This window comes from Catenulispora rubra, from assembly GCF_015356825.1.
Taxonomy (GTDB): Bacteria; Actinomycetota; Actinomycetes; order Streptomycetales; family Catenulisporaceae; genus Catenulispora; species Catenulispora rubra.
In genome coordinates, this window is record NZ_JAACYW010000010.1 from 1 (window position 1) to 13,135 (window position 13,135).

Below are 13,135 nucleotides of genomic sequence, written 5' to 3' on the forward strand. Positions count from 1 at the left end.
CCCCGCCGGCCATCGACGCGGCCCCGACCCCGCCACCCGTTCAGCCCACCCGAACACAACGAGCCCTGACACCCATCAGCACCCCCTGACCAGGAGCTCAACCCCTCCGGACAACAGGGGGAAACTCGGGATGCGGGCCGGCATCGGTCAACCGGTAGCCGTATGGCACCCATCCGCCCTCGTAGCGGCCCTGCTCCAGGACCTGGACGGTCATTGCGTTCGTTGCGCGTTTGCCTGGCCCGGATCACCTCCCGGCGGGCCAGGATGCCCAGCAGGTCCATCACCTCCTCGACGGTGTCGACCGCGGGGTCCACTGCCCCGCCGAGTTCCGGCATCCACAGCGGCACCCCGTGCAGCGCTAGCAGGGGAGCGACCAGCGAGTACTGGTTGCCGGAGAACGCCCGCTCGTGCGAGCCGATCACCACCTGGTGATCCTCGGTCGACACTCGCCATTAGAACGCGAATCGCAGACCACCGGCCACCAACCGGGAAGAACGGCGGACACGGCCTGCGGCCCAGGCGGCAAGACTGTCAGCACTATTCGGGCGAACCATCTTGCCAGCGTCCGGACCCGGACAGACTGGCGATGCCGGAACCGACGGCAGTGGGAACAACGCGGGTATCACGATCTGCTGTCGTCTCGCCATGGGACACCGCCTGTTGTTGCTGATCGGAGCCTTCGACGCGGCCCTACTTTCGGTGTCTCAGCACGTCAGGAAGGTGACAAGCGTGGCGCGAGGTGGCAGCCACCGGCGACAACCCGGCGTTTCGCCGTCGGCCTCGGAGTCCCCGGTCTCGGCGCTGGTCGGCTGTGGTGGGCAGGCCTGACGTAATTCTCGCCGGCGACAAAGTCCCGCCCGACGACTATGAGCGCACCGCCAGGGACTTGAACCCCGAACCCGCGGATTAAGCGGAGATTCTCCGAAGTCCGCTGGTAGGGGCATCGGTAGTCTGTTGGTGGGCGGGTCGGGGTGGTCCAGGTGGATGGAACCCTTGGGCAGCAGATTGTGAGCTGCAGTCCATGAGGCGGCGTTCGGACTGCGCGATTTGTGCCCGCTGTCTGGGGTTCGTTGTTGGCGTTCGTTAGTTTTCGAGGAGCGCCATCAGCGCGTCGGCTCGTGAGGCTTCCAGTCCCGTCGCCGAGTCCGAACCACAGCTGGCGGCCCGTGTGCAGTTCCCTGATGTACCAGCATGTCGGCGCAGGTCGGGTGACTAGCGCGATGATGAGCGGCCGGACGGGTCACGACCTGCCAGATTGGATCGAAGCAGTCCAGGGGCGACGACCGGATCTCACACCTCGGCGGCTTCGCCACCGGCCTGCTGGCCGACATCGACGCGGTCACCGCTGGATTGACCCCTGCCCCACAGCTCCGGCGTCACCGAAGGGGCAGTCGACAGCAAGGCGCTGAAACGTACGACATTCGGACGCGACAGCTTCCCGTTTCTCCGTAAACGGATACTGCTGGCGTGATCCACCCCGCCACTCCCGGAAAGCGCGCCAGACCCCACTTCAAACCGCTGCAAACAGTGATCCATTACCTGCGCGAACGAGCGCTCTTCCTCTGCTGCGTCTCCGGAACGGGTACGCTCGGGCTCAATGGCAGCCATGATGTGCGCGTGACCATCTTGTGTGCCGGATTTGCCCGTCAAGGTGGAATCGTCACGGAAAGCTGCCGCCCATCGCCGCGGTCAACTCACCGGTCCGTGCCGGCCGCAGTGAGGCTGCGGCATGGTTCAGGGTGTCGAGATCGATGCCCTGATATACCCCGCTCAGAGTGATCACGGTGGTGCCGCGCCGGATGTACAGCATGAAGGCCGACGGCGAATCGGCGCGATGGCCGAGCCAGCGATCCGGTCCGTCGGTGGTACAGATGCCTTCGGCGCATGCGGCTGGCTTGCCCTGCTGGTTCGCGTCCGTTCCGATGTGCTCGGAGATCCACTGCGCGCCTGCGGTAGCGGGCGTCTGGCCGGCAGAAGGGGTCGGGTCGGCGATGGCAGAGGTCGGGCTCGCGGTCGCAGGTGAAGCGGAGGCCGAGGGCGGTGAAGGCTGCGGTGTTGGTTGGTCTGGAGCCAGGATGAGATCGAGACTGCTGCGGTTGTCCCGGTGGGAGTTGGAAACGGTGTCGAAGCCGATGGCCGTGTGCACGAGATGCCAGCCGGACAGATCAGGGATCAAGACAGGCTGCGGCAGGTTGGCCACCTCAGCGCGCAGTTCGCCGTCGCGCCACACCGTGTGCAGCCAGGGAACGCCGGCGGCCGTCACGGCTGCCACCACGGCCAGCGACCCGGCCGCCCACCGCCGGGCCGGTCCTCGCCCGAGGAGAGCGATCGTGGGGAGGGCGACCAGGAGGATGACCGGCGCGGGCCACAACGGCGGCCCGTCGGGGATCCGGTCGTAGCGCAGTGGCACGGCCAGCAGCAGGCTCAGATGCACCAGCCCGGCAGCGGCGGTCGCGCCCGCCACGCTGAGCAGGACGACGGAGCCCCGCCTCCCCGGCTTCGCCGTCCGCGTCCGCCACAGCTCGGCCGACCAGAACGCCGCGCCCGCGATCAAAGCCGCGGCGATCACCGCGATCACCGCATCGGTGGTTGGTTGTGGAGAACCCGCATTCGGACAGCCGTCATCGGATGCGTAGCAGCTGTATCCCTTTGGCGGCTCTCGATGGACGAGCAAGGCGCCCAGCAGCCCGGCGATCGCACCCGCGGCGGCGAAGCGCGCCACGAGGCCTTGGATCTCCTTCTGCATGGTTCCCCCATGGGTTAGGGCTGGGAACTCGAATTCCCCGTTGACGAACTCGAAGTGGGCCAGGGGCCCCCTCCGCCCTTCTCGGAAGCCCCGGTGATGAAGGCCGCCCCGGCCACGAACACCAGCGCGAGCACGCCGACCACGGCTCCGATGACGCCCGCCGGGGCGGCACCTGAAAAGCGCCCGTGCTGTGCCGAAGTTGTCTGCCGCGCCCGACATACCAGGTGGAAGGCGGTGACGAAGGGTAGCGCGGTGGCTACCACGAGCGCCGTCGTGATGTACCACGGCGAACCGCCTGGCAGGTGATCGCAGGTTGACGCGACGCCCACCGGACCTGCGCATGAAGCCGAGTGTGTGGTGTTCACGCCGACACCGGCCGCGACGACCACGGCCATCAGGCCGCCCGGCGGCGCGAACGTCCCGATCACCTTCTCGCGAAGCCGCCACCGTGGGGAGTCCCACAGCAGGAGGAGCCCGACGAACCAGCCGGCCAGGAACAGGAAGCCACCGAACAACAGCAGGAGTACGGCGGCGATCTCCTGCCGGCCCAACGGGAACGGCGGGATATCCGCCTCCTGCGATGCCACGCCCCCCTTCTGCGGCCTGCCGGGATCCGTCAGCACGGTGCCCGACAGCGCCCCCGCCCCGGGCACCCCGGGCCGCGCCGCCGGGCCCGTCACCGTCGGCAGGTCGGCCAGCGCGGCGGCCACGATCTCGGCCGGCTCGCCCAGGGTCTGCAGGATCCGCCGGACGGCCGCCGGTCCCGGCCCGTCCGCCTCGGCCAGCGCCACTTCGATGTGCGACCGGACGTCGTCCAGCAGCTCCCCGCCGGCTGCGGCCGGCAGCCACGCCGCCTGGCTTTCCAGCTCCCGCAGGTAGTCGGCGATCAGTTCCGTACCGGAGTCGTCCGATCCTTGGTTGCCGGTGCCCGTCATCACACCTGTCCACCTCCGCTCAGGAACACAAAGCGCCTGACCTCCTTGGCGGAACGGCGTTCATCGGCCAGGTGAATTCGTCCAATGTCCGCCGGCCGACCGGGGTGGGCCGGTATTAGCGGCCGTGGCGGCCCGGTCGGGGACTCCCGCCACTGGGCACCCGCCATCAGCCCTCTGTGAAGGCGGGGCAGTAGGGGGTAGATCCTGCCCTCGCTGGTGGCCATGGCGTCAACGGTGTCGAGCTCGTGGAGGAGCCCGACCCCGTACCTGCTGCCGTCGTGCGACAGGACCATGGCACAGAACTCGAGCACACCTCGCCGCATCTGGCTCACCGTCTTCCCTGCGCCGCCAGGTTCCATGCAATACAAAGTACCCGGCATCGCCAGCGGCGACACATGACAGAAGACTGAGATCCTCACCTCAGCCGTCCGTCGGCGCGAGCCAGCGGGCCGAGGCGGCCAGCGCGCCGGCCTGGAATCGGCTGCGGGCGCCGAGCCGTTCCATGAGGCCGCTGGTCAGGCGTCTGACTTGGCGGCTGGAGAGTCCGAGCTTGCGGGCCAGGACCTCGTCGGTGTCGCCGGCGGCGAGCAGCCGCAGCACGGCGTGCTCGCGTGCGGACAGGCCGTCGACGTCCCGCGGCGGGGCATCGTCGAGCGGGACCGCGGTCTCCCAGAATTTGTCGAACAGCGCGGACACCGGCTCGACCGCGGCCCCGCGCAGCATGAGAGCGCCGTTCCCGGCCATGCGATCCAGCGGAACGACGGCAGTCGTGCGATCGACGACGAGCATCCAGATGGGCAGCGTCGGTGTGGTCCTGATCTGGCCGCCGCGCTCGGACAGCTGCCGGGCGTAGGCGGTCGCGGTCGGGTCGTTCCGGAAGGATTCCATGAAGATGGAGCGCGAGCGCACGTCGCGCTCGAGGAGGTGGGCCACGGCGGCCCGGCCGGCCCAGCGCTCCTGTCCGGACTCCGGTCCGCCGGGCACGAAAGCGACCACTTCGGCGCGGGACCCGATCGTGAGTTGTCCCAGCCGTTCCCTGATGGCGCCCACTCCGATGAGTTCCTCGCCGTAAGGCCCGTCGGGTCCCGGCAGGTGGCTTGCGAGGTCCGCGGTCAGGACTGCGAGGGCGGCCCGTCTGTCTGCGAGCACTCGCCGCTTGGAGTCCAGTTCCGCCTCCTGGCGGGCCAGGAACGCTTCGAGGCCCACTTCCGGACTGACCGGCCACATTGCCGGCGGGCGCTCCCAGGACGGGAGCACCAGGCAGACTTGCTCGAGATCGTCGAGGGCTGCGCGCACCAGAGTCTCGTCGACCGCCATCCGGCGCGCGAGATCAGCGGGCGTCGATTCGGGACCCTCTATCAGGGCGAGATAGACCGATTCCGCGACTTGGTCGATGCCGAAGGTCTCCAACAACGGCCCCATCCCCCGTCCGTCGGGTCCCCGTGGCAGTCCGGCGTGGTCGGACTTCCGGCCCGAGTAAATGAGACCTCTGTTATATCGCACCCGCAATGGCAGGGCCCTGCCGAAAGCGCCTGTGGAAGTGTTTTGAAGTGTCCGGATGCGGACGCCGACACAAGCGGACATGCCCTATGCCTGTCGCCGCCATGCCCGCGGATGCGACGATCCGATCAGACGCCGGGCCGGGCCACAGGGCAAACGGGGCCTTTATTCTCCGGGCGGCGTGTAGGGGATACGGGGCACCGTGCTGTCATCACCACCGCGGTCACACGCGGCGTCGGTGTCTCCTGTCCGACCGGTAACGACGGTCTCGTCCAAGGAGAAACCAGTGACGAAGAAACACAGATTCCTGCCACGCTTGGCGGCGGCGCTCCTGGCGTTCGCCGCCTGTCTGAGCCTGAGCCAGCCGGCGCATGCCGCGGGCGGCCCGCAGCCCGTCGACCAGGCGAAGGGCGCCCGAGGCATGGCCATCGTCCACCAACTGCAGGCGGCCGGGGATCCGGCGGCCCTGATCGCGAAGCTCAGCGCGGCGGACAAGGACGCCCTGGGCTATGTCACAGCACCGGCATCGGTGACCGTCACGAACACGTCGGCACGTCCGGCCGGCGTGACGCCGGCGGACTACACCGGCTGCTGGTGGGACTACCAGAACCAGATCGCCTCCAACGTCTACGGCAACGCGCTGTATTCCTGGTGGCTCCGGACTCAGATCTGTGCCGACTCGGGCCACACGACGTCGCTCCAGATCCTGTCCGCCAACGGAAACATCTACCCGGGGTGGTCGTGGGCCTGGTCGGTCAGCGCCGGACCGGACACGCAGCAGAAGGACATGGGCTGGGAAGGCCGGTTCGAGATGCACATCCAGTTCGAGGGCCCGTTCTTCGACGACCACGACTACTGCCTTCAGAACCGGCAGAACGCCATCTACTACGAGGTGTACGCGAACTCCCAGAGCTGCGATATCAACTCCTGAGCGGCCACGGGACACACACCTCGACATCCGATTTCGTCGCATCAGGGAGGTACCATGCACATTCCCATCCGCAAGGCGACCGGGGCGCTGCTGATGATCGCCGGGGGAACCGTCCTCGTCGGCACCACCGCGTTCGCCTCGGCCCAAAGCGCCTTGCCCGCACCGCCGCCGGTACCGTCGGTCAAAGCTGTGGCCGGGCACGCGCCGCCCGCCAAGCCGTACGCGCCGACGCAGCAGCAACTGGCGGACATCAGCACCGCCGTCAGGGACCAGGGCATCGCGACCCTGCTCGCCGGCCAGAAGGCCCACATCACCGGGTCGAAGGCCGTGTCCACCTGGACACACGGAAACGGCAGCACCATCGGAACGGTCGTGGAGCTCACGCTGAGCTCCCCGATCACCATCCCGGTCGGCCATCCGGCGGTGGCCTACGGCTCTGCCGACACCGCTTCGGCCAAGGGGTACCGCACCATCGACTCACCGCTGCGGATGGAGCAGGTCGAAGGGCTGCGGGTCTACATCGACGGCCGCACCGGCGCTGTCGCCGGCTACCTGCCGATGGCGCTGCCCGGTGTCAAAACCGTCGTCATCGCGCCGCAGGGTTACACAGGCCCGTGACGGCCCCGTCCGACACCCGAATCGTTTCGAGGAAGGCTGGTACGTCAATGACCAGGAAACTGGCCGCCCACGTCGTCCGCATCGCGTCGGCGGGCGGGCTGATCGCCGGCCTCGCCGTCGTCGGCGCGCCGTCGGCCTCAGCGGCCGACACCAACCCGCCCGTGGTGAACATCTATTGGGGCGGCGGCGGCGACACGTTCTACAACTACGACTTCCACAACACGTCGGGTAGTTCGTCGAATATCGACTGGGGCATCGACATCATCTTCTCCGGCGGCTCCGGCGCCAACATCCCCGCCATCCGCAGTGTCGTCAACAGGGCCGGCTTCAACGGCCCTGGCGGCACCGAGTACGGATACATCGCGAACCGGAACTACTGGGACGGGTCCACGGGGGAGAAGAAGCCCAGTGGCTGCACATACCCGGACTCCTACCACATGCGGCAGTACGCGATGAACATCTACTCCAGCTACGACCCGAACATCGGCTACTACGTCTTCGCCAGCACCCACAACGACCACTGGGAGAACTGCGGGGGCTGGACGGAGGAGACCGAGGCCTCGAAGCAGACCTTCTCCGGGGTATTCGCCAACGCGGGCTACTCGGTCCAGGACGACTACTGGGGCCTGAGCAATACCGAGGAGGGCACCGACAGCAACGGGAAGGTCTGGGACAACAACGGATGGGCCAGCTGGGTCCACATGTAAAGCGCGCAACAGGGGCGGCTCGTCGAGGGCCGCCCCTGTTCCATCTCGGGAAAAGGGGTCAAGCCGCCGTGCAGATTCGCGCGTCGATCCTTGCAAGCCTGTTGACCGTCTCGTCCGTTCTCTCCGGTACCGGTTCGCCCACCCCGGTGCCGGCCGCTGCCGCCGTCACAACCTGTACCAGCCTGCACGATCTCGGCGCGTCGGACATCGACACGACGCGAGAGATCACCACACCGGTCACCATTCCGGGGCCGCAGATCACGTTCCCGGATGGAGCGACGCAGGGTCCTTCCACGTGGTATGTCATCCACCTCCATGTCGCGGTGACCGTCCAGATGGCAGGAACCGACAGCGGGGCGGACATCGGCGCGGCCACTGACGCCCAGGACTCGGCCCAAGTGGTGTTCACCCCGGGGGCGTCAGGAGGCATCGACTGGGGCGCGACCTCCATCGCGGAGGCGAGCCAGACCGGCCACGTCGGCTCCGGTCCTGTCGAGGTGCGCGTGGCGAACTATTTGCGCACCGCAGGCGTCAAGGTCGGCTCGAACCCCATCTCTTTCAAGGGCGAAGCCTTCGGTGGAGCGAAAATCGAGCGGATCCACATCTACGACGACACCTGCATCGAACGCATCGGTAAGTCCCCCGATCAGGTTCACCTCACCGTACCTGCTGCCATCAGTGGTCATACCGGCTCCTCCTTGAGTATTCCGGTAATCCTGCACAACGACGGAACAGGCGCCGTGAAGGGTGTGACGCTCTCCGTCACGTCCGTCGACCCCGGCCTCACGCTGGCAGTAGGCAACACGCTGACTGTGGCCCAGCTCGACAAGGACTGGCCCACGAAGATCCAGCTCGTCGCCCACACGGCGGGGACCCACACAGTGCACATCGCGGTGAGCACCGCCACGCGGCCTGGTTTGGGGGCCACCGACCTCGTCGTCACGGTGACGAAGAAGCCGTCGTACGCGCTGGCTTACGGGGCGGCCGGCGTCGCGCTGGTGCTCTTCGTGCTCGGGTTCATGATTTACCGAGTGCCCGCTGTTCGGCGGCGGAGGTGAGGGCCGCGCTGTGGTCGAACAGCCATCCGCTCAGGCTGGTGCGAGTCGGGATTGAATCGCCTCCGGGTCACACCACATTCTTCCGTTTGCAGCCAGGTCAGGTGCAGAGTTCTAGCCAGGCGCCAAAGCGTGACCGCGGCGCGGACCATGAGTGGTTCACACGCCCGGTCGCGGTGGCCTGGCAGTGCCAGCAGGACCGCGCTGCGTGTCCGGAGATCGTTGCCCGGCCCGGGGCCGATGTCCTGGTCTGATGTTGATACGCGGGCGGTGGGCAGGTCTTGGCCGCTTCCTTTGTCAGGTGAGGAGCTGGTAGCCCGCCTCGTCGACGGCGGCCTTCACGTCCGCTTCGTCCAGCGGCGCGGCGCTGGTGACGGTGACCTTGCCGGAGGTCAGCTCCACCTCGACCGCGCTGACGCCGGCTATGGCGCTGACCTCCTCGGTCACGGACTTCACGCAGTGTTCGCAGGTCATGCCGGTCACGGTGTAGACGGCGACGGTGTTGTCGGTGGTCGAGTCGGTCACTGGGGTCTCCTTTGAGGCGGTGGTGTCGTTGGTCGGCGTGGCGATGGTGACGGTGTAGCCGTCGACCGTGGTGGTGGACGTGGCTGCCGGGAGTGGCGTCGAGGTCGCGGTGCCCGGTGTGGTCACCGGAGTGGACAGCACCAGTGCGGTCGGCTTGCCGTCAGTGCCGGTGGTGATGAACGAGGCGTAGACCCGGTAGTCGCCGGGCCCTGGGGCGGTCAGCGGCGCGGTCCAAACCAGCCGACACGCCGTGTCGCGCGCGGCCACCCCGCGGGCGCCGGGATATCTGGTTCCGAAGGTCCCGGCAGACAGTGAGCCAGAGGCGGTGCGCGGTGCGGTCCGGGAGAGCTTGTCGCCGGGGTTGAGCGCGGTGTGCCCGGCGTCCTTAAAGCCGGAGAAGGCGCCGTTCATCGCGCCGGCGGTGGTATCGCCGGAGCCGCCGAGGGCCGCGTCCTGTGCGGAGGCTTCGGCCGCGCCGGAGGCCGCGCCCCAGTCGCCGTCGAACAGCACTCCAGCGCCGAAGTTGATCGCCGCCGTCTTGAGCTCGTTGGTGTCGAAGCCGGAGCGGCGGTACTGGCAGATCTCGATGAACTGCGCGAAGAAGTCCAGGCCGACCTGGTTGAAATCGGACTCGGCCAGGTGCGCGATCAGCTTGATGATGGTCTTGCGGATCAGGACGTTGACCGCCACCCGGGTGGCCGCGGTCTCGGCGACCGCCGCGCCCTCGCTGGCCCCGAACGTGAACGGGGCCAGCGCCAGGTCGATCGCGATCTCGGCGGCCAGGATCACCAGGTGGGTGATGATCTCGATCCGCAGGGTCTCGATCTCCAGCGCCATGTTCTCCAGCGCGTCGCCGAGCGAGGTGCAGACTGTCGCCAGTTTCGGCAGGTACGCCTGGTCGCCTTCGGTCAGACCGTGCAGGACGGCGTCGATCGCGCCGCGCGCCGTGCCGGCCTGGATGGCCGCGTCGACCTGCGCGGTGCCCGCGCGGGTGCCGTCGACGAGGCCGTTGACCAGGGTCCCGGCGTTCCGCCAGTTCGCCGCCAGGGCGCGCAGGTCGCCTTCGTTGCCCTCCGGCCACTGGTTGCCGACGACGATCTCCAGCAGGACCTGGACGCCGGGCGGGACTACATGTTCGGCCACCGCCTCACAGTCCCGAGGCCTTGGCCAGGCTGGTGACCACGGCCTTCGAGTGCTCGTCAGCGTTCTGATAGCCCTGGTGCGTGTCCTTCAGGGCGTCGGCGAGCCCGGAGAACGGATCGACCAACGCTTCCAGTGCCTGGGCGTCGGCCTGCGCTTTGAGGTCTTCGAAGTCCTGCACTCATGTCCCGGTACCCCGTGCTCCGGAAGTCCAGCGTCTCGACCTCGCCGGTAGGACCGACCTCGACGACCAGCATGCGGTCGCGCGAGCGTGCCGTGCCGTGGACGGAGGCCAGAGCCTCTCGCGCTTTCAGCGCTTCCTGCTCGACGCGGCGCAGGCGCTCGTAAGCGTCAGGGCATCGGTGGGCGGCATGGACACCTCTTCGTCGGAACAACGGATCGCTGACGAGTCTGGTCGAGTTGCATGCCGCCGCAGAAGGTTCGCGACGAAGTCCAAACGCGGCCCGAACGAATAGCATATACAGGCGCTGATATTCGGGGCAACCTGTGGTGAACGAAAGGTGCCGCTGATCGTGGGACTGCTCGCACACCTTCAGGCTTCGACCGTGGCGGCCACCGGATCCCCGGCGCTCCGCGGATCCGAGGTCTGCTGCAACGCCGCCACCGCCAGCACTGCTCCCACCGCTGCGACGCCGGCCCCGCTCCACCACACCACGGCGTCGCTCGCGGTGGCGTGGATCTCCAGAGCGGCCAGCGGGCCGACGGCATAGGCCAGCGAGACGGAGCCGTCGAACGCGCCGAGGTACGCGCCCCGCTGCGGCGCCGGGGCCAGGTCGGCGGCCAGCGCCTGTGCGGTCGGAGTCCAGGCGATCTCACCGAAGGTCGACAGCACCACCACCGCCGCGATCATCGCCGCCGACGTGTTGAGGAGGAACAGCAGGAACGGCCCGCCGGTCAGTGTTGCCGCCACGATCACCAGCGCCTGGCGCGGCAGCCGGTCGCCGAAGCGGGTCGCGCGGGCCTGGAACAGCACGATCAGCACCGGGTTCAACGCGATGAGCGCGCCCCAGGCCGAGACCGGCAGATGGTAGGAGGAGACCGCCGCCACGGGCAGGAACCGGTCGGTGGCCGCCAGGGTGAGTGTGATCAGGGTGATGGAGGACAGGAACAGCAGGAACGTGCCGTCGCGCCACAGGGTACGGTCGGCTGTCTCCTTCCCGGCCGCGGCCGAGTCCCGGCGCGGGGGATCGTGGATCAGCAGCCGCGCGGTGACGACTGCGGCCAGGCTGACCGTGGCCAGCCCGGCGAACATCGTCGGCCAGCCGCCGACCGCCACCAGCAGGGCCGCGCCGGGCGGCCCCAGGATGACCGACATGCTGCGCAGCACCCGCATCGAGGCGAACGCCGACTTGCGCTCGCCGGCCGGGACCGCGTCGGCGATCAGCGCCGAGGACGCCGCGCTGCCGGGCGGGCCGAGCGGGCCGAAGGCGACGATCAGCGCCAGCCCGGGCAGCACGTGGCCGCCGGCGAAGGTGAACGCCGCGATGCACACCGCCTGCGCGAGCCAGCTGGCCAGGATCACCGGCCGTCGGCCGCGCCGGTCGGACAGGCGTCCGCCCAGGTAGCCGGAGCCGATCCCCGAAGCAGCCCGGATGAACAGCGCTACTCCGACCGCTCCTGCTGCGGCGTGCAGGCGCTGGATCGCCCAGATCGTGACGTACGCCGAGAAGCCCGACGTCGCCAGCCCCTGTACTGCCGTCGCCAGAATCAGGGGTCTGATGTCTGGTGGTACGTCGGGCAGGCCGAAGAGTCGAAGGACCCGCAGGCCTAGGCGGGTGGCAAGGGATCCCTCGGGTTGGTTCACGTTCTTGTACATAGCAATGCCCGCCGGTTGCGGCCAGGGGACGCGCGGACGCGCCAGGGATTCGCCAGCCCCGGCCGCAACCGTTTTCGGCACCGTGTCGGGCGTCAGACCAGTCCGCGTTTGGCGGCGGCCACCCCGGCTTCGAAACGACTCGACGCGTGCAGCTGATCACACAATGCGGTCACCCGCCGCCGATAGGTGCGGACGGAGATCTCAAGCCGACGCGCGGCCTGCTCGTCCTTCAGGCCCGCTGAAAGGCAGCGCAAGATGCGCACCTCCAGCTGGGACAGGTGGGCCGCTGGGCCGCGTGGCGACGGCGCCGGATCGGCATGGTGGAACGCCCAGGTGGCGACGGCGAGGACGGCCGGTGATCGGGACACCGTCCGCTCCCGCCCCGCCCGGTCGTGGCGCTTGGGCAGCACCACGGCCGCCGAGTCGATCACGGCCAGCCACGTCGTCAGCCCCGGCAGCGTCCGCACTTCGATCTCCGGTCTTTGCCGGGATCTGGCCGGCGCCAGATGCCCGTTCGTCAGGAGATCCGCTGTCGGGAGCGAGGTATCCGGCGTCTTCGGGGATTCTCCGGGCGCTCGCTGGATCTGCAACAGCTGTCCGCTTTCGGGCGGACCATTCAGGAATGATTCCTCCACCTCGCTCATGTAGTTGAGAATCGCCAGGTCGTCGCGAGCAGGGGCATGCTCGCAGTCGTACCGTCCCAGGACCGCGTCGACCGCAGCGTGCAGTCGTGCGGCCAGGTCCGGTCCGTTCATCGGATCCATGGCGGGCCCGAGTTCCGCCATGGGCACATTCGTTCCCCCGAGCATTGATGCAACCCCTTCCAAAAGGGCCGATCCTTATGCCTCGCGCTGCTGGTGCCGGGCTTGCGCGTGTTGCTGGGCGGGTGCTTTGTCCGGCCCAGCAGTGTCGCCGTCGGGCCCAGACCGCCGGTGGCCATGCCGTGCCTCGGGCGTGCGACGCGGACAGCTAACCCGTGCATCAACCCGAATCATCACCATCCGATCAACGGCATGGCAAGACGGTATTCTCCGACTGAGTACCCGATAAAGGCCTTGAGAAGGCGATGGCCCAGCTGACGGCCATCAAGGGGTTCTGGCGATGACCACAAGTCGCCAATCACCGCCAGTCCACCGATGTT

13 protein-coding genes are annotated in these 13,135 nt (G+C 68.3%); 4 read left to right on the forward strand and 9 right to left on the reverse strand.

Annotated features, from left to right (window positions below):
• Window positions 1-1,290: 1,290 nt before the first annotated feature.
• The 5 genes from GWK61_RS05215 to GWK61_RS05235 are packed head-to-tail and all read right to left on the reverse strand — an operon-like array spanning window position 1,291 to window position 5,103.
• On the reverse strand, window positions 1,291-1,650 hold the full coding sequence (locus GWK61_RS05215; protein ID WP_194905520.1) for a hypothetical protein: 360 nt from the start codon (window positions 1,648-1,650) through the stop codon (window positions 1,291-1,293).
• A 10-nt stretch (window positions 1,651-1,660) separates the two neighbouring features.
• Window positions 1,661-2,722 (reverse strand): hypothetical protein, encoded by a 1,062-nt coding sequence (locus tag GWK61_RS05220; RefSeq protein ID WP_194905522.1) that lies wholly within the window; start codon window positions 2,720-2,722, stop codon window positions 1,661-1,663.
• 38 nt (window positions 2,723-2,760) lie between these two features.
• Window positions 2,761-3,681 carry an HAAS signaling domain-containing protein gene (locus GWK61_RS05225; protein WP_194905524.1) on the reverse strand — a complete coding sequence of 307 codons (921 nt, stop codon included), beginning with the start codon at window positions 3,679-3,681 and terminating at the stop codon, window positions 2,761-2,763.
• Complete coding sequence (locus GWK61_RS60580; RefSeq protein WP_369125551.1) at window positions 3,681-4,061, reverse strand: PadR family transcriptional regulator; 381 nt, start codon at window positions 4,059-4,061, stop codon at window positions 3,681-3,683. The genes GWK61_RS05225 and GWK61_RS60580 overlap by 1 nt, the downstream gene beginning before the upstream one ends.
• A gap of 40 nt (window positions 4,062-4,101) precedes the next feature.
• Complete coding sequence (locus GWK61_RS05235) at window positions 4,102-5,103, reverse strand: helix-turn-helix transcriptional regulator (protein ID WP_194905527.1); 1,002 nt, start codon at window positions 5,101-5,103, stop codon at window positions 4,102-4,104.
• Between the two features lie 364 nt (window positions 5,104-5,467).
• On the opposite strand from GWK61_RS05235, the gene GWK61_RS05240 reads away from it, so the two are divergent.
• The 4 genes from GWK61_RS05240 (at window position 5,468) to GWK61_RS05255 (ending at window position 8,495) form a co-directional block, all read left to right on the forward strand.
• Window positions 5,468-6,112: a hypothetical protein gene (locus GWK61_RS05240; protein WP_194905529.1), complete on the forward strand. Its 645-nt coding sequence runs from the start codon at window positions 5,468-5,470 to the stop codon at window positions 6,110-6,112.
• A 54-nt stretch (window positions 6,113-6,166) separates the two neighbouring features.
• Window positions 6,167-6,730, forward strand: coding sequence for a hypothetical protein (locus GWK61_RS05245; protein ID WP_194905531.1), 564 nt, complete (start codon window positions 6,167-6,169; stop codon window positions 6,728-6,730).
• A gap of 47 nt (window positions 6,731-6,777) precedes the next feature.
• Complete coding sequence (locus GWK61_RS05250) at window positions 6,778-7,437, forward strand: hypothetical protein (protein ID WP_194905533.1); 660 nt, start codon at window positions 6,778-6,780, stop codon at window positions 7,435-7,437.
• 68 nt (window positions 7,438-7,505) lie between these two features.
• Window positions 7,506-8,495, forward strand: a complete 990-nt coding sequence (locus tag GWK61_RS05255; RefSeq protein WP_194905535.1) for a hypothetical protein — start codon at window positions 7,506-7,508, stop codon at window positions 8,493-8,495.
• Window positions 8,496-8,789: 294 nt separating this feature from the next.
• On the opposite strand, the gene GWK61_RS61485 is transcribed toward GWK61_RS05255, so the two are convergent.
• From GWK61_RS61485 to GWK61_RS05275, 4 genes are all read right to left on the reverse strand, one after another.
• Entirely contained in the window at window positions 8,790-10,160 is a 1,371-nt protein-coding gene (locus GWK61_RS61485) for a heavy-metal-associated domain-containing protein (protein ID WP_323747414.1), read from the reverse strand.
• 4 nt (window positions 10,161-10,164) lie between these two features.
• On the reverse strand, window positions 10,165-10,338 hold the full coding sequence (locus tag GWK61_RS05265; RefSeq protein WP_194905537.1) for a hypothetical protein: 174 nt from the start codon (window positions 10,336-10,338) through the stop codon (window positions 10,165-10,167).
• A 372-nt stretch (window positions 10,339-10,710) separates the two neighbouring features.
• Window positions 10,711-11,982, reverse strand: a complete 1,272-nt coding sequence (locus tag GWK61_RS05270) for an MFS transporter (protein WP_194905539.1) — start codon at window positions 11,980-11,982, stop codon at window positions 10,711-10,713.
• 104 nt (window positions 11,983-12,086) lie between these two features.
• Entirely contained in the window at window positions 12,087-12,749 is a 663-nt protein-coding gene (locus GWK61_RS05275) for a helix-turn-helix transcriptional regulator (RefSeq protein ID WP_194905541.1), read from the reverse strand.
• Window positions 12,750-13,135 lie beyond the last annotated feature (386 nt).

Bases quoted from the DNA above. Each gene is read 5' to 3' on its own strand.
- GWK61_RS05225 (WP_194905524.1), bottom strand. From the start codon at position 3,681: ATGACGGGCACCGGCAACCAAGGATCGGACGACTCCGGTACGGAACTG.
- GWK61_RS60580 (WP_369125551.1), bottom strand. From the start codon at position 4,061: ATGCCGGGTACTTTGTATTGCATGGAACCTGGCGGCGCAGGGAAGACG.
- GWK61_RS05235 (WP_194905527.1), bottom strand. From the start codon at position 5,103: ATGGGGCCGTTGTTGGAGACCTTCGGCATCGACCAAGTCGCGGAATCG.
- GWK61_RS05245 (WP_194905531.1), top strand. From the start codon at position 6,167: ATGCACATTCCCATCCGCAAGGCGACCGGGGCGCTGCTGATGATCGCC.
- GWK61_RS05250 (WP_194905533.1), top strand. From the start codon at position 6,778: ATGACCAGGAAACTGGCCGCCCACGTCGTCCGCATCGCGTCGGCGGGC.
- GWK61_RS05275 (WP_194905541.1), bottom strand. From the start codon at position 12,749: ATGAACGGACCGGACCTGGCCGCACGACTGCACGCTGCGGTCGACGCG.